Origin of the sequence: Pseudomonas sp. P1.31, from assembly GCF_001269815.1 — a bacterium.
GTDB lineage: Bacteria > Pseudomonadota > Gammaproteobacteria > Pseudomonadales > Pseudomonadaceae > Aquipseudomonas > Aquipseudomonas rustica.
On sequence record NZ_LHVN01000032.1, the window covers coordinates 260,215 to 276,237 of the forward strand.

Annotated in this window: 11 protein-coding genes; 4 read left to right on the forward strand and 7 right to left on the reverse strand. The window is 51.5% G+C overall.

The genetic code is table 11. The features are described 5' to 3' along the window. Nucleotides 1-73: 73 nt before the first annotated feature. The 5 genes from AD669_RS19925 to AD669_RS19945 form a co-directional block, all read right to left on the reverse strand. Nucleotides 74-1,846, reverse strand: coding sequence for an AIPR family protein (locus AD669_RS19925; protein ID WP_053122890.1), 1,773 nt, complete (start codon nt 1,844-1,846; stop codon nt 74-76). Next, nucleotides 1,843-2,856 carry a PD-(D/E)XK motif protein gene (locus AD669_RS19930; protein ID WP_053122892.1) on the reverse strand — a complete coding sequence of 338 codons (1,014 nt, stop codon included), beginning with the start codon at nt 2,854-2,856 and terminating at the stop codon, nt 1,843-1,845. Before AD669_RS19930 ends, AD669_RS19925 begins: the two co-directional genes overlap by 4 nt. Continuing rightward, complete coding sequence (locus tag AD669_RS19935) at nt 2,840-5,749, reverse strand: Z1 domain-containing protein (protein WP_053122895.1); 2,910 nt, start codon at nt 5,747-5,749, stop codon at nt 2,840-2,842. Before AD669_RS19935 ends, AD669_RS19930 begins: the two co-directional genes overlap by 17 nt. Further along, nucleotides 5,746-7,203, reverse strand: a complete 1,458-nt coding sequence (locus AD669_RS19940; protein ID WP_053123308.1) for an ATP-binding protein — start codon at nt 7,201-7,203, stop codon at nt 5,746-5,748. Before AD669_RS19940 ends, AD669_RS19935 begins: the two co-directional genes overlap by 4 nt. Nucleotides 7,204-7,472: 269 nt before the next feature. Then, a complete protein-coding gene (locus tag AD669_RS19945; RefSeq protein ID WP_172680143.1) occupies nt 7,473-9,815 on the reverse strand; it encodes a sigma-70 family RNA polymerase sigma factor in 2,343 nt (780 codons plus the stop codon). 485 nt (nt 9,816-10,300) lie between these two features. Here AD669_RS19945 and AD669_RS28220 point away from each other — a divergent pair, with 485 nt between their 5' ends. The 3 genes from AD669_RS28220 (at nt 10,301) to AD669_RS19955 (ending at nt 12,883) form a co-directional block, all read left to right on the forward strand. Further along, nucleotides 10,301-10,720 (forward strand): very short patch repair endonuclease, encoded by a 420-nt coding sequence (locus AD669_RS28220; protein ID WP_082341476.1) that lies wholly within the window; start codon nt 10,301-10,303, stop codon nt 10,718-10,720. A gap of 388 nt (nt 10,721-11,108) precedes the next feature. Continuing rightward, nucleotides 11,109-11,618, forward strand: a complete 510-nt coding sequence (locus AD669_RS19950; protein ID WP_053122899.1) for a Bro-N domain-containing protein — start codon at nt 11,109-11,111, stop codon at nt 11,616-11,618. 278 nt (nt 11,619-11,896) lie between these two features. Then, nucleotides 11,897-12,883 (forward strand): hypothetical protein, encoded by a 987-nt coding sequence (locus AD669_RS19955; protein ID WP_053122901.1) that lies wholly within the window; start codon nt 11,897-11,899, stop codon nt 12,881-12,883. 166 nt (nt 12,884-13,049) lie between these two features. Here AD669_RS19955 and AD669_RS19960 read toward each other — a convergent pair whose 3' ends face one another. Beyond that, a complete protein-coding gene (locus tag AD669_RS19960; protein ID WP_053122903.1) occupies nt 13,050-13,730 on the reverse strand; it encodes a hypothetical protein in 681 nt (226 codons plus the stop codon). 373 nt (nt 13,731-14,103) lie between these two features. Between AD669_RS19960 and AD669_RS19965 the strand changes: the two genes are divergently transcribed. Next, nucleotides 14,104-14,421 carry an XRE family transcriptional regulator gene (locus AD669_RS19965; protein ID WP_053122904.1) on the forward strand — a complete coding sequence of 106 codons (318 nt, stop codon included), beginning with the start codon at nt 14,104-14,106 and terminating at the stop codon, nt 14,419-14,421. Here the strand turns inward: AD669_RS19965 and AD669_RS19970 are convergent, their stop codons facing one another. Beyond that, on the reverse strand, nt 14,422-15,939 hold the full coding sequence (locus tag AD669_RS19970) for an amidase family protein (RefSeq protein WP_053122906.1): 1,518 nt from the start codon (nt 15,937-15,939) through the stop codon (nt 14,422-14,424). Between the last annotated feature and the right edge of the window lie 84 nt (nt 15,940-16,023).

Below are 16,023 nucleotides of genomic sequence, written 5' to 3' on the forward strand. Positions count from 1 at the left end.
CCTCCGACAACAGAGGTATAAATCGACTTCCCCTTCTCCAATGGCTTGAAGACCTTATGGATTAAAACAATTATTACAACGTTTCAGGAATAACTTCCAACGGTAAAGAGAACGGTCGAGAGAACATAGCCTCCCGACACTCTGGACGCTTTGCCCATTCAGAGATCATCCTGCCGTTCGCTGTCTCATAAAGGCGGTCATTGACCTCCCGCGCCCATATTTCAATTTGCTTAACAAGCTGAGGGGAAACCCCCTGCTTACTCCAAACTCGCTCGTGGCTGAAAGACTTCCCGTAAGTTTTGGAAATCAATGCAACAGTATATGCTGCAACGTTTGCTAAAAAAGCAGGTACCAATGGTCGCGCAGCTTTATGAACAGCCTTAAATAACAAAGCTTTCGAGACGATAGCCTTAAAATAGGAGACATCCGGATTAAAGGAGGTGCTTTTAGCCTCAGCGTCAGTCATACCAAACATAAACCGATCAAAGCACTTCTGTGCGCCAAGACTAACAATGTCAGCGTATCCATCCCATGCAGTTGAATACTTAGCCAACTCAGTTTTTGTAATTTTCCTTGAGGTTGGTACGGAATCCCTCAGAGCTCGAAGCTTAGCTGGAGTGGTACCTTCTCGGGAGAGCAGAGTGTTGTAACTGCCCGCAGCCCTCTCGTAAAACCACCTTCCCATTCCATCAGGGCAATAAACAGATAGAGACAACCGTTCGATATCAACATGGAACGGCTTATTAGCTGATAGATCCGATTGCCGAACAGCATTCTGACTGTTTGCATACCGCGAAATATCGGAGACAAGCGCCTCTTCTTTTGCTGGATCTTGCTCTTTCATTACGATGATTTTAGCTGGGACGCGAACCTTGCTCAGATCTGTATCCGCATATTTCTTTTTGGCAAAGAAAATTGAAGCAGTGGTTTGACCTCCATTTACGATTTGCATACCACGTAACCATGCAATACCGGGCGATCCATCCCCAGCGCGATCCAACCGCATCTCGTCCGCGACTAATACAATCCCATTGTTATAAGCCATGAATCTTTCAGGTGCACTCCGCAAAGTGTTCTGCAATCCTGCGTTCACGCCTTTCGCCTTCACACTTAAGAAGGAGCGTACGTTAGCTTCGAGTAACCGAGGGCCAAATTTCTCATAAATAAACCGGAGTGCTTCCCCTGGGATCGCAGTAAGAGCGTAGTCATAATCGCCAGTCTCTCCTGGCACAAATACGCACGGAAGCGGGGACCCGGAAACTTCTTTGAAATCGATTACAAGTTCATCACGCGGCTTACCTTCCGAACGATGTCGATAAAGCCTTTCCATATCCATGACTTCAAGCTTCACATGCTTCCCACCAACGTCTCTGGGCTTGAAACTCTTCGATTTTGCAATACCGTCTGCAAGTACGTAGACACGAACCTGCTCCAGCTCGTCATAAATTTCGCGGATCGTCAATGCAAGTGAATGGACATCACTTGAGGGATCGAGTTTTTCGGCGATGCGCCCGGCTGCGCAAAGTTCTAAGAAGCGAACACATTGGGCCGCTGCTGTTTTGATGTCTTGATCGGATATCGGGCTCAGGCTTTCGAAGCCCTCGTAAAGACTTACGAAAAGGTCAAGCTGGTCAGCGTCCTCTGACATCGCATATCCGCTTAAGCGTAAATTTGCGTTCCCTACCTTCCCTTGAAAATGGCAAACAACTGGATCGAAAGTCATTCCAGCGTCAACAAGGTGCTGCATCACCACCTCGGAAAAAACGAGCTCACCAAAGGTGGCGCCGTCTAACATCTGGATCGCTATCTCGCTCCGAGTCTCTGCGAAAAAATCATCTAGCGTCATCCCTTCACTCCTAGTTGTTTCAGTGCTACATCGAGGCTCAATAAGAAATCTCCGGCGTAGTCTAGATTGATCTCATAGAGGGCCCGACTGACTCCAACGGGAACAGTCCCGGGTGTCAATCTCGGGAAGCCTTTAGATATAGAAAAAACCCGCCTTTCTTTCGATTCGAATTTTCTGGTGTAGTGACTTGAGTGTCCTTCGAAATAACCAGCAACCATAAGCCTTTCTCTTAGAAAGTTAACAGTTCCAAATTCTCCACCTAACCGTAGCTCGGTTTTCACGACTAACTCGGGAAGAGTTTGCCCGCCCTCCTCACGCGAGAAACGCTCCGCGGAGAGAAAGAGAGGCGACGCTACGGAGTCGTCCAATTGCTCAAGAGAAGTTATTCTCACAGGGAAGCCAGACGTGGACATCGTCGCCTTGACTTCAAAAGCACCATCTCCCAATAGAAAATCTTGTGGAGCGTCATCTGGCCCCACCCAACCTTTAAGGACCTCTTCAACCGAAACTCCCATTTCTAGGAGAGCAATCATGAAGTTGAGTTCGCCTATCAGGCCGAGTTCTGCCTCAATACTCAGAGGATTCGCACCGCGCGACATGAACTGCTTCCAAGCAAATACTCGACCGATTAAAACTCGCAACAGTTTAGTTTCGTCAACGCCAGTAGCTGCAGTCTCGTCTAATGCACCGACGACATCACAAACCATCGCAGTGAAGAGTTCAATACTTCCAGCTTCTTGTCGAGTGAGTGCGAGCCTAAATCCTGGAGAATTTAATTGTTCGGCTCGCTCTACCAAAAAGCCCTGCCCTTCAGGCAATTTTTCTGTGCGAGGCAGCTTGGCCGTCGGAAAGCAGAACAATATCGCCTCGACGTTGGACGGTGATCGTCGTCCTGCTTGTACTTCGACAGGGCCTGCAGGAGCGAGGGAAATAACCTGCCAGCCAGGTATGATGTCGTTTCCGGACAACGACGACCATGCAAGCAGAAACTCTTTATTCGGACGGACCATATTCTTGCATCCAGTAGAGGAGGTTAACTTCGTATTCCACGCTAATTGGGTTGTCACTGCTAGGGAACGCGATGGCAAAAGCCATGATAGGCTTGCTCCACCCGGGGACGATCAACCGTTCAGGCGTCTTTTCCTTGTAAAAATGCGGTGTTAGCGGATAAAGCAAAAGCAATCCACGGTCCACATCTCCACCAAGTCTTCCGCGAGTTTCGCGAATGCCTTTGCCACTCGGGAAGTTCGGCAACGAGGTTCGTCCGCGTGAAGGTTCAGGCTTCCAAGCCGCACGAGTAAGAGCTAGTGCCTCTCGCCAAGCATCATCGCTTAGGTCAATACCCTCATCTTTTGGGTCGGTGAGCACACCTATGGCAAAACTCTTTTGATCAACCCTTTCAGGATCGACAGAGTCCTCAGTCTTACGGATCGAATAACTGCTCGAAGGTTCGCCACCGGGGAATTCGTGCTGATCACCGACGCCGTTACCACCGCCGAGCAAAGCAACGCTCCACTTCGTCAATTGCCCGGTACCGACCATCTTGGTTATGAATTCCGATAGCAAAACAGACTTGGCACTGGTGGCATTCGGATGCGTCACATAAGCACCAAGGAACGTTAGAACATCAGATACGTTTATGTCCTTCCAAAGACGCGCATTTGGCCATGAGTCTGGCTCACCATCGCGATCGTGCTTTGGCGAGTTCTCCCATGAATTGCCAAGTGACCTGATTAAAGTGTCGGTAGCGTCAAGATTCTGTTGCTGAATCTTGGCGTCACGATGAAATAGGATGGTCTGTGGTCGAGTCCCGCTATAAGTCAACGATAGCGTTTGCGCGTTTCTCATTTTCAACGGAGAGGTGACAGTAAGTACCTCATGCGACATTACCTTAAGCCCGTATTGCTCCGGCGTCAGCTTCGCTTCAGCCATAAAATCGAATTCTTCCCGTAGTTCCTCCGAAGCATCAGCAATATGCCCAAACCACTTCACCAGATCAGCAGAGGTGTATAGGCGACATAGATCAAGATAGCCTGGACGATAGCCAAACCAACGTCCCATTTGCATGAGAGTGTCGTACATCTTTGTCGTACGCACGAAGTAGCTCACACACAGCCCCTCCAGCGTCAGACCACGGGCAAGCTTGTCACCACCAACAGCAATTACCTTCAGCACCGCGCCGGGTGTCGCATAATCCAGCGCGTCCTTAGCCGTGCCGTTGATGGAACGAACTTCTATGTCATTCAGCACATCAGGCAGGACTGCAAGGATGTCATCCCAGCTAGGCATCTCTGGGGGGCAATCCTCAACAGGAGAAAGTTTTACCACTTCATCACGTATCGGAAGAAAATCGTGCTCCCAGAGATTGCGCAGCTGCTCAATTTGCTCTTGAGCATCAATACGGCGAGTGATTTTTTGGCGCATGCGACGCACGGCCGCCTCAATTTGTTCGCGTACATGATTTTGCACGTCCACGAAGCGGGTAACGTGCACTAGCATCGAATTGTGCTGACCATCTTGGCCGCGTAGCTCTCGCACGGCACAAGCCAGCACAAAAGCGCATATTGCCTCGTTCAAGGACGGCGGAATGATTTCCTGCCCTTTGTAGGTAGGAACATGTGTCTTTTTGTGCTTGGGTGGCATCCATCCCGAATCCGACTCAGCATCATAGTGATCTGCGATATTTCGTGAGAGGGGAAGCGCGCCTTTGCGTCCTTCCTTAGTCATTTTGCCGAACATGCGGGCAGGACCAACGTAGTTGGAAGGAGCGGCCAAGTTAATTATGAAAGACCTAGGGAAAAGGTCCGGGCCTTCCTTAGCCGTAGCACCTTTGTGATGAATGAAAATGTTTGCAAAGGGCGTAGCCGTGTAACCGACATAGGCTTTACGTGAGAATGCGTGTAGCAATTGGCGTATGAGGCTATTAATAGTTTTAGGATGGTGCTCCTCATCCGGCGTGCCGTCGTCGTTGAACATCTGCTCACCTGTATCAACCGAGGCGTTATCTGCTTCGTCGTCGATCATCAATAGAGGCAGCTTTGTGACGAGCTTTCGTCCATTACTTGCATCGTTGCTATCGGCTACTCGTTTTTGTATCCAATTCAACAGGGCAGTTAAGACAGATTTCTGTTTCTTAACCACAAAAAGCCACGGCCGCTCTTCAGGAGAAATACCATGGAAATGTTTAGCGATAGCGTTGTTGAAGTCGCCGTTCTCTGCTCGCGTGGTCGCAGAGTTGGTCTTTAGGTCTTCGCCGAATTCCGCAACGCCAATGGGCATGCCCGGATCACGGTCAATGGTCGTCTCGTAGCCTAGGAAACTTTCCTCTAGCCGCATTTGGGTTTGCGAGCGCAGGTTGTTGTGCATACCCGCTAGCACTATGATTATTTTATAGCCAGCATCGGCGGCCTTACAAATAAGCCCTGAGTAATTGCTGGTTTTCCCGGATTGCACGTGTCCGACCACAAGCCCTCTGCGATCCCAGTCATCTACACGCTGCGGATCTTCCAACAGGCCCAGGATGTCATCAGTAGCCTCATCAATTCCTTCGACCACTATGTCGGAAAGTTTAGACTCCAAATAGTCTTCATAACGCCGCCAGTATTGCCAATCTCGTTTACGCGTGGCTGTGAGCCAGTCAAAGTGCCCCGCGTTGTCTTTAAGCGTGGTCGATTTGCCGATCCAGTGGCTGAAACGCTGGATGAGCGTGGCTACAACCTTTTCTTGATCCACTATAAAAGATGAATCACCGGAGAACATTTCCGCCGCGAGCCGAACCTTTTCGGCAATAAAGGTTGGGGTAACTTTTGACTTATCCTTCTCGGTTTTTACCAGCCTTTGCGCTGTAGCGATCACATTTTCCAGTAGCTCTAGTTGCGCAGCTATCTCTTCCGGTGAGGTCATTCGTTTTCACCTAATTTGGCAATCAGTGTTGGGTACTTTTGAAATGGCTCAGTACGAAGCATCGATTTACGAGCATCTTCTATGCTTAACCCCTTACGTTCGATCAAGTCATTAAAAAGTACGCCTGCAACCTCGATCACTGCCGCGTTGGGCTCCCCCTCAAACCCGGTGCGCGGCGTTTCCTTATTCTCGGCTGTATCGAGCCATATCCGTTGCACAGGCACAGTTTCCTCGACAACCCGTAGCATGGCTTTCACAAGGTTTGCATTACCACCCACAGCCTCAATTACTGCGGCCACGGCCGGATGCCGCTGATCAATGCGGTAACGAACACCATCCTTCAGCCTATCGACACGCCATGCTTGTTGCTCAATCTTAACTCCCCCAAGCCCAGGCATTGGCGTGCCGCGAAAAGCAAATACCCTTCTGGCTCTTTCTCTCGTATCTTCAGCCAATTTCGTAAGCCACGGACGCACTGTTACAGGAGGCCGGGCGGTGGATTTCTTAACGTCAATCTTCCAATCGGAATCGGCTGTATTAGGTATGTCCAACCTAATCCTAGCAAGCCGATGAGGCTCCTCTCGGTTCCATGCACGGCCTTGCCCAATTCCTAGCCATCCGCCGGCAAGAAGCAGGCGATGATTGCGATATACATAAAATCCTTGTTGAGAGGTCCATCCCTCTGCCCCACCCGACCGACTGAATTCCTCTTCAGACAGTCTATCTTTATGTGGTAACACGTGGCACTGAGCTTCCACGATGCCTGAAGGCGTGTGAATTCTGGCCACTGGCGAATGCCATGGCTTCGCAGGATGCCCCGTCATAAAGGGATCCCATGGATTAACTATTTTGCTGTTGAGGTATAGCCGGAAAACTGGGTTCGCCCCTTCTAGCAATCGATGAAAAACCATTGCCAAACGTAGCTCAACATCGTCTATCAAGTCGGCAAAATGATCAGAGGTATAACCAGGCGTAACGATTCGGTCCAGGTTTTCCCAGAGAACTATTGTTCCGGAGGGCGAGGAATAAGCAGGCTCAACGAAAGCTTCGGAACCATGAGCTGCCCCCTCAAACATTCTCCATCCAACGTCCGTCGATGCTGCTATGGCATCGAGATCCCATCGCAGACAGGAAAGAGGCCCATTCATTTGTCGAGATGCAACAGTGAGACGGCGGCACTGAGAAAAGGACGCGGTTTTCAAGCCCATCCCAAAACGACCGAGATCATTCGACGCACGATCATCAAGTGGGCTTTTTGCACCAAGAGTCATTGCAACCTCTAACTCAGCGTCGTCCATGCCTCGCCCGTTGTCCAAAATCGAAATCCGGCTTTTGTCACCATCCCAAGTGAACGTTACATGTATTTCAGACGCTCCGGCGGAAACACCGTTGTCGATGACATCAGCTAATGCTGAGGAGGTCGAGTATCCAAGGCCACGTAGGGCTTCCAACATCGCGCTGGCTCGCGGAGGGGCATACCTGGTGCGTTCGTTCATTTGAAATAAGTAGTTCCAGAAAGAAGTGTGAAGCCCACATCAGCCATACTGCGGGCTATCCTACGAACCTGATCATCTAGCTGTGTTGGCAGCGATGCATGAGTTCGCCTGTCACCGGAAGCTTGCTCTTCAACACAAAGGCCAAGAGCCCTAGTCTAGAAGATCGAATAAAAATCGCTCGTGAAAGAATACTTGTCTTGTCGGAGCACCGGATAAAGCAGCCTCATCTAGACTTCGCCCTCACTCACAGCTAACGATTTACTTGCCTTAATTTTACCGCTGTGCTCAGCAGGTTGAGTTGAGCCGGATTCTGGCGGCCCTCCTGAGGAAAGGGACTGTTTAATCTCGAAGTAGTCGCCTACATACAAGATCAACTTTTCCATTCTTATCGGATGGCATAGTTTATTAAGCGCTTTTGACTCAATCTGTCGAATACGTTCACGAGTGACATCAAATAGGCAGCCGATCTCTTCCAAGGTCATGGCGTCATCTTGGCCTAAGCCAAAACGGAGAGTGATAACTTTGGCCGAACGCTCGTCGAGTTCTCCAATCATGCCTAGTAGAATTTCCCTTAAGGAAGCATTTTCTGCTGCAATCGCCGGGTCTGATGGTTCTTCCTCTACCAAGAGATCAACCAACGATCTTGAGCTTTCTTCAATAGGTTCGTCTAAACTGCTGACTTTCTCAAATACCGTCAAAAGGATTTTTAGTTTGTCGAGAGCTATACCTGTTCGATCAGACGTACTCCGCTCACTTTCAGCCCCACCCATCTGAAACTCAAATTTATCCCGCTCTCGTAAAACACCTCTCGCCAAATCTTGCATATGAACAGGAACACGGACCGCCCGCTCTTGATTGGCAATTGCACGCGTAATTTGCTGGCGAATCCACCAAGTAGCATAGGTAGAAAACCTGAATCCTTTACGCCAGTCGTAGCGCTCAACGGCCCTCATCAGACCTATGTTGCCTTCTTGCACAAGATCATCAAAAGGCAGCTCGGACCATCGATACTTATTGGCTATAGAAAGTACCAAACGAAGATTGGAAAGAATCATCATCTTCCGCGCAGCTTCTTGGCGTTGAATTGCAGAAACGAATCCTGCACCTGCCAAATCACAATTTGCAATTCTCGAAAGTTCGATAAGAAAAATTCGGGAAAGGTTGGCGGCAATAAGTGCATCACGGATTTTCGATGAGTCGTTGCCGGCAGAGCGAGCAGCTGAAACTGCAGCGACAAAGGAAGATGCGATAGGATCAAGTCCGAACTCTTCGTCCGCCTGATAAACTTCCTCACCCGCAGATATCTCACTATTGCGCTCCAGCCCCTCATAGTCTCCTAGAAGATCATCTCGGGACATGAACTGCTCGTGACTTGCCTCCCCGAGCGCAACCTTGTCAGCAGCATCAAAAACGACATGAAGCCCCGATTGCCAGCACGAAAGCTCATCCAGGGCTTGCGCTTTTGCTTCCGCCATCTCGCGGCTTAAAGAAATTTCTTCTGCTGCCCCGAGTAACTCTTTTTTCAACCCCTTTACATAAAATCTTAGCGGCTCATTGCGGCCTGACGAGAGGTCTGCTGCAAATTCCATGGCCTCTGATAGTGTGACGTCTTCGTCCATTGTAGGATCGAGAAGATCGGATTGTTCGTCGTCTCTCTCCCATTCATCAATTACGACGCCAAGATCGCCTAATACAATAGTCAGGAGACGCCGAAAACTCTCATTACTGGAGAATTCAGGCTTAAGACATAAATCGATAAGAGCTGTCTCAGATACGGTGCCTTCGCGCAAACCTCGGAAGAGCAAACCGCGGATTTCATCGCCATCACTAATCTCTAAAGGATGTGCCCTTTCTGGCAGAAACAGATCGACATCATCCCACCCCATATCAGTGTCGATGGCCTTGTGATGCCTCATCGCTCTTTGCAATTCAACGATTGCTTTAGCTACGTTTGCGTCTCCCTTGGGGGCAACCGCTTCCGACTCGACCATCCACTCATCTTCGAACCCTAAATCGAGAGGTTCATCGTCAAGATCAATCAGACTTGAGTACGCCGCCACTTCATTCACGACGATGCAACTCTGCTCCTCACTTTTGGGCCCAAGATCTGGAGGTTGTACAGACAGAACTACCTCCTCAATCTGACATCTGGACGCGGGCGTTTCACTGTCCGAGGATTGACGCGGAGACTCGTTCGATTGGCGTAGATGAAATAGCTCTCCCGGCTTACCACCGAAATGAGGTAGAAGCTCTTCGTTTACGTCGTAATGATTCGCTCGTACGGGGTACTCAAGTGCATCTCTTAACTGAGAGATACATTGGGAACACTCGGCCTTCTGTGCATATTCAAGGGCAGACTTGCCGTTGGGGTCGAGCAACTGTGGGTTTGCTCCGGCCGCCAACAGCAGCCGCACAACGCCCGCTTTCTTGCGAGCGGAGGCCAGCATTAGAGGAGTTGCGCCACTCCCATCGCTAGCATCGAGGTTGTCACCCCGTCTGATGTGGAGTTTAACTGCAACCTCAACACCGGCAATGACTGCCATGCGAAGCAAAGGGTTCAGCTTAGCCATAGCGCTACCCACACACCCATGCATTCACCTCAACCGTTGCTTTCGCGATGATGAGCTTGCTACAAGTATTTTTTGCTTTCAGAGCCGACTCCTTGTCTTTGATCCGCTTGCCAATTTCGCACGCCCTATAGCTTGGTATTGAAGGATCTTACCGATAGCCATCCAACAGACGTGACTCAAAGAAATCATTTGGTTCTTGGCATACCAAAATGGATTAACGGTGGCGCAATGCCATTCACAATATCTACTTGTCAGAAGCGCGTAAAGGAAGAGCACTACAACTGAGGCTAAAGGGTAAAACTTCCCGAGTAAGACAGACTACGTCGTTCATGGAGTGTCCTTGCCAAAATCGGCGCCCGCTTTCGAAAACTAAATTCAGATAGGATCTCGAAAACCACTAGGCTTACCAAGAGGACGCCTTGGACTGCCCCCTCCCAAAACGCATCCGCCTTAAAGTCGATTCGCAGAGACGACGAAAAAATCTTATGAGTGCAGATATAGTCTCACCGGCCCATCGTTCCAAGATCATGTCAATGATCAGGGGAAAAAATACACAGCCTGAAATGGCCGTACGTTCGGTATGTCATGAAATGGGACTTCGTTATCGTCTGCATAGGAAGGATCTAACCGGAAAACCTGATTTGGTGTTCCCCAAACATCGTTTGTGCATATTTGTACATGGCTGTTTTTGGCATAGACATACTGATTGCAAATATGCTTATACACCCAAAAGTAGGCAGGATTTTTGGCTCCCCAAATTGGCGAAGAACGTTGAGCGAGATAAAAATGCGCAAGAATCCCTCAAAAATGATGGATGGAGAGTGGCAATCATTTGGGAATGCCAAACGAAAAATCGTGAGCTTTTACGCACTGAAATACAAAAAATCTTCAGATTAAACATTTAAAATTCGCGTTACCTCTTCGAAACACTTTGATCGATATCGGTCGGTTGACCGTTTAGCGCTGAGCCCGTAGGCTTTCGATTCGGCGCCTAAGAAACGCCTTAAACCAGAGCGGTTCTCCGCACCCGACAGTCATGCGGCTTTTTTTCGTCTGCGGTTTCTCTACGTCTGCGAAAAATCCCGTTATGTCGGGAGTGGGCGAATACAAGACCCGAAAGGGGAATATGTCCGGCCCGTCTCTGGTGGGTTTCTTAGCTCCCGACACCCTAACGAATGCCCTAAGAAAGCAGCCAGAGGTAAATGGAAATGCCTGGATATCAAACCTTCATGATGAAGGTGAATCGCTGTACCCGTACAACGCCCTCGTCGCTTCCGACCCCGGAGGCTCGCCATGTCTGAGCCACTTTTACCGACTCGATTTACTCGCAACAAAACGCACCTGCATGCCGTTCTGGTTGAGAACCAGGTGTGGTTCTGCGTCCATGATCTAGGGCGGTTGATGGGTAAACATCTTGATGAGCGCCAGCTACGCAAACTCGATGCAGATCAGCGTCAGTTGATGTGCGTGGAGCTTTTTGGCGAAACAGAAGATCAGTGGATGGTGAGTGAGTCCGGAGTGTACGCCTTGCTGATTTATCACTACTGTCCTGAGTACCGACAGCTCCGTGAGTGGGTGACGCTTCAGGTTGTGCCAATGCTGCGTGATGCTCGTCCGACACGTTCTGTCGAGCGGCCGACGCTGAGTGTTTTGAGTTGGCCGCAGATGTCGCTGAGTACATTGCACTGGCAGGATGAGCCGTGGATTCGGTTGCGGGATATGCCTTGTTTGTTGGCGAATGATCCGTTTGTTCGTCATGAATCCTGGTGGCGTAAGGCTTCACGATTGTTGCGTGGAGGCTGATGGTTTCAGAGTCCGCTGTTTGAGTTTTCAAGCAGCGGATTTTTTTGTGGCCAAAAGTCCTTGGGAGCAGCTTCGCTGCCCATCGGGGATAAATCCCCTCACCACAATTGAAACGTGTTGCTGCCGGGCGGGTGTCTGGATTCGGTAATGAGTTGATACCGCCAAGCGCCAGCAGCCTGGCTCCCACAAATCCCGCATCATCCCGAAAACAATCAGTGCAACCCGCCCCGCCTCCCGCTATTAATACCCCTCCCCCACTCAAGGATCCGAGCCCCACCATGAAATTCGATCTCGCCTACTGCCTCAGCCTCGACGACAAGTTGTCGATCTATGATGTTCGCGATCTCAATTTCGATGAGACGGTGGCGTTCGACTCTGCGAAGGAACATTTCCAGTGCCCCAACGATGCCTGTCGCTCGGCGTTCGAGGCGTCAAACGAACTGGGCACGTTCAACGCCAAGAACGTGAACTACGTGCGCACGCCGCACTTCAAGAATCTGCCCACTACGCAGCATGTGGCGGGTTGTCCGTATGTGAGTTTGAAGGCTTTGGCTTCTGGCGTTGAGACGGTGGATGGCGAGGTGGATGACGGGCGTGAGGAACATTTCCCATCAGAGTTGTTGCTGACCCGGCGTGAGTATGTGCGCAAGCCCGTCGCGCCAGCGGGGGCGGCGGATGTGTTGCGGGATGATCCGGTGCGGGCGGCGGCGGACGGTGGTAAAGAGTCGGCGAGTCGCGAATCGGCGCCGGACAAGACCAGTGTGTTTGCGCATCCGGTGGAGTGTTTTGTTTCCAACTTCGCGGACAAGGAGTTGCTTAAGCGGATGCCGTTGAAGGTCGGCGAGCATTCGGCGCCGTACAGTTCGTTTTTCAAGAAGATTGAGTATCTGACGGACAACAAGGGGCTGATTTACTGGGGGCGGATCAGGAAGATCGAGGACTTCCACAGTGCCAGTTTTCGTATCGATTTCGAGGACAAGGTCTGGTTCAAGAAGCCCGAGGACAGTAAGAAGAAGCCGTATCCGGTCAGCGTTTATCTGAACAAGAAGCTGATCGACACCTACCGCAAGCGCAAGGCGTTTCTGGAGGAGATCAAACATGCGGTGGACAGCGACAAGGCGTTGTTCTGTTTCTTCTATGGGGTGACGCCGGAGTTGAAGCAGGTGCCCGGCAAGAAGAACCCCGAAAAGCCCTTCGAGGTCTTCAATGCCAATATCGAGAACCTGGATCACTTCATTATTCGTGAGGCGCCGGGGCTGGAGTGACGGTTAGCCTTGGGGTAGTTGCCGGTTGACGGCGCCAGCAGGCTGACTATGTCGGGATACAGAAGTGCTGGAGCGACGCTCATACTGCTCAGCATTCCCCCCCTGCAACATACAAGCGTGATAACTGATGACTTCGCGCCCGAGTTGCTCAAGCATGGGCTGCACACTAGCGCCTATGACAAGCATTGATCTCTCGCCACGCCTCCAGACGTCGCTTCAAGGCATGTTCGATACCCGCCTCATCAACAGCGCAATATTCACGCAACCAGTGAGCGACCATTTCGACATTCGGCCAGTACATATCTTTCTGACCTTTGCTGCTTCTGGGCGTGTCATTCATCGCGGCATCGAAACCAATGGCTGCCCGTTCACCCGGTGGTAAACAGCCCGACTCAGATGCACTGCCTTGGAAATACCAGGCAATTTCATCAATGTGTTTTTGCGCACTGCGATGGCTACGCCGATAAAACCTGTAATCGTGACAGCCTTGATCCATGCGCTCCGGCATGACACCGGCATCGACCCAGTCCATAAAGCCGTGATTAATCGCATCGCGGATCAATCCTTCACGCCAACGATCAGCAAACCAGGCAACGAAACCTTCTGCGTCGGCTTTTTTCGCCTCGGCGAAGACCATGCAGTAACGGGTTTTCACATGGATAACCAACAATACGTGCTTACGTTGCACCGTGATCGCATGAACTAGCCATTGCTCTACGGAATTGCTGGCCTCGTCATCTTCAATGGCCTTCGACGGGGGGTTGTTGTCCACCGGCGTGATTTTTTTGCCTTTGTGAACCCGGCTGAAAAACTTGCTGGCGGCTTCGGTGCAATTGAAGATCAACATGCGTTTTCTCTTTTGAATACTGAGGCCATCTTAGATCAACCGGTATCCACTTCACTGATCTCGTGCCCTTCCCAGTGTCGCCTGAAGGAAAGCTACCCACACGGTGTCGGAGTTTTCTGCAACGTCCCAACACACGTCAAACACTCCCACAGCCGACAGAGCAGTTACCCGTAAGCTTGCCTACCTTCGATCGTTCTTGCGTCCGCAGACCGGGACGAGTTTCAGAGAGCAGCGACAACTCGGTCAGGCACCGTCCGTCTGGTTGGAGGCGGCGAATCAGGGAAAATCAAAAAATGCGTTTGATCCCGGCCGAAAACAACTGTACAAAAACACAGTATATTTTCAATCAGCACTCTTGAGCCCGGAGCACACCATGGCCACTTCTGCGATGAACCTCATTCTCGAACATATTGCGCTTTTCCAGTTTACCCCGACGCATTGCACGCAGGCCCGAGCCATGCTGGGCTGGAGCGCTGAGCAGTTGTCGCGTGAGGCCCAGGTGTCTGTCGAAGACATTCAGCGGTTTGAGGCGCAGCAGGATGTGGCCGATGCGGCGCGTCTGGCATTGGCGTATCGCTTGGAAGCGCAGGGGTTGGTGTTCTTTCCCGGGTTCGCGCCAGGCCGTAAATTGAATCCCCAGGCTATGCAGCAGAACGCTGTCGAGCGTGGGGATTTTGCTCAGGTCGGATGATTACTTGAAGGCAGGATGGTGCAGTTCGGCCGAGGCTTGTTCATAGCTGTAGGCTATGGCGAACAGTTGCGGTTCGCTCCAGGCTTTGCCGAAAAAGAACACCGAGGTCGGCAGTCCGTCATCGTCCATGCCCGATGGCACAGTGATCGCTGGATAGCCGGCGACGGCGGCGGCGAACTGCGAGTAGCCGTCGGCTTCGGCAACCATTGCATCGAGATTGTGTTCTTGCAGTTGTTCGTCGATGGCGCCCTTGAATTTTTCGCTGATGGTTGCGAGCGAAGCACGTGCCTGATCATGGGTCATGTCCATATCGTTGATCGCTTCGAGCATGCTTTGTCCGTGACCTTCAGTGCCGGGATTGGTTTTGTTGAAGTCGATCAGCGCTTGCAGCGACTGAATTGGCAGGTCGGGACGGCTTGCGAAGTATTCCGGCAATTCGTGTTTCATTCCGCCCATCAGGCTGGGGATGTAGCCATCGATGTCTGGCAAGCGGATCGTCACGGGCACGATCGTGGCGCCTTGTTCCTGCATCGCTGCCATGGCCATCAGAAATTCGACGCCAGGGGTCAGAGGCTTACCGTTGGTGCCGACGTATGCAACGGGATAACCGATGCGTTTGCCTTGCAGGGCATCGTTGCTCAGCAGCGCGGTGTAATCGATTCCTGTCGGTGCGCCCGAGGTGGCCGAGTCCGCTGCATCGATGCCTTGCATGAGGTTTAAGGTCAGCGCCGCATCGCGAACGGTTCGGCTTAAGGTTCCAGGAGTGTCTTGCAGTCGAGTGATCGGCACGATCCCGGATCGGCTTAACAGACCTAATGTCGGTTTCACCCCAACCACACCATTGGCGGACGCAGGGCAAGTGATCGAACCATTGGTTTCAGTGCCCAAGGACAGCGGCGCAAAACCTGCTGCCACAGCAGAGGCCGAACCGGAGCTGGAGCCGCACGTGCTTTCACTCGCCAGATGTGGGTTTTTCCCTTGGCCACCGCGACCGCTCCAGCCATGCGGCAGATCCATGTCCCGCACGTAAGCCCACTCACTCATGTTGGTTTTACCCAACACAATCGCGCCAGCATCCCGTAATTGCTTAACCACGAAAGCATCAGCGGCAGCCGGCTGACCGACCATCGCCAAAGAACCCGCGCTGGTTTGCAGACTGTCGGCGGTGTCGAAGTTGTCTTTGAGCAGCACGGGAATGCCATGCAGCGCGCCCCGCGTCTGACCTGCTGCGCGCTCTTCATCCAGTGCCTTGGCGATATCGAGCGCTTGCGGGTTGAGCTCGATAACGGCGTGAAGGGTCGGGCCTTGTTTGTCCAGGTCAGCGATTCGCTGCGTGAGGTGCTCAACCAGTGCGACGGCAGTCAGTTCATTGCTCGCCATCATGTTGCCGAGCTCAGTAACGCTGGCGTATTCGAGCGCGCTATTCGCGGTGGCGGTGCTGGCAACGGTCGTGGCTGTCAGCGAAATCAGGATTGCTTGCGCCAGCGTGTATATGCGGCGTTTGAAGGGGTGTTTCACGTGGATCATCCTTGTATGAAAAAACGCGAGTGAGTCATTCACTCGCGATACAGCCTACCGACACCGTCAGAAAGCGCTGTCAGC

What these genes read in the sequence shown, in the direction of transcription:
- AD669_RS19955 (WP_053122901.1), top strand. Translation starts at nt 11,897, where the DNA reads ATGAAATTCGATCTCGCCTACTGCCTCAGCCTCGACGACAAGTTGTCG.
- AD669_RS19960 (WP_053122903.1), bottom strand. Translation starts at nt 13,730, where the DNA reads ATGTTGATCTTCAATTGCACCGAAGCCGCCAGCAAGTTTTTCAGCCGG.
- AD669_RS19925 (WP_053122890.1), bottom strand. Translation starts at nt 1,846, where the DNA reads ATGACGCTAGATGATTTTTTCGCAGAGACTCGGAGCGAGATAGCGATC.
- AD669_RS19945 (WP_172680143.1), bottom strand. Translation starts at nt 9,815, where the DNA reads ATGGCTAAGCTGAACCCTTTGCTTCGCATGGCAGTCATTGCCGGTGTT.
- AD669_RS19940 (WP_053123308.1), bottom strand. Translation starts at nt 7,203, where the DNA reads ATGTTGGAAGCCCTACGTGGCCTTGGATACTCGACCTCCTCAGCATTA.
- AD669_RS28220 (WP_082341476.1), top strand. Translation starts at nt 10,301, where the DNA reads ATGAGTGCAGATATAGTCTCACCGGCCCATCGTTCCAAGATCATGTCA.
- AD669_RS19930 (WP_053122892.1), bottom strand. Translation starts at nt 2,856, where the DNA reads ATGGTCCGTCCGAATAAAGAGTTTCTGCTTGCATGGTCGTCGTTGTCC.
- AD669_RS19950 (WP_053122899.1), top strand. Translation starts at nt 11,109, where the DNA reads ATGTCTGAGCCACTTTTACCGACTCGATTTACTCGCAACAAAACGCAC.
- AD669_RS19935 (WP_053122895.1), bottom strand. Translation starts at nt 5,749, where the DNA reads ATGACCTCACCGGAAGAGATAGCTGCGCAACTAGAGCTACTGGAAAAT.
- AD669_RS19965 (WP_053122904.1), top strand. Translation starts at nt 14,104, where the DNA reads ATGGCCACTTCTGCGATGAACCTCATTCTCGAACATATTGCGCTTTTC.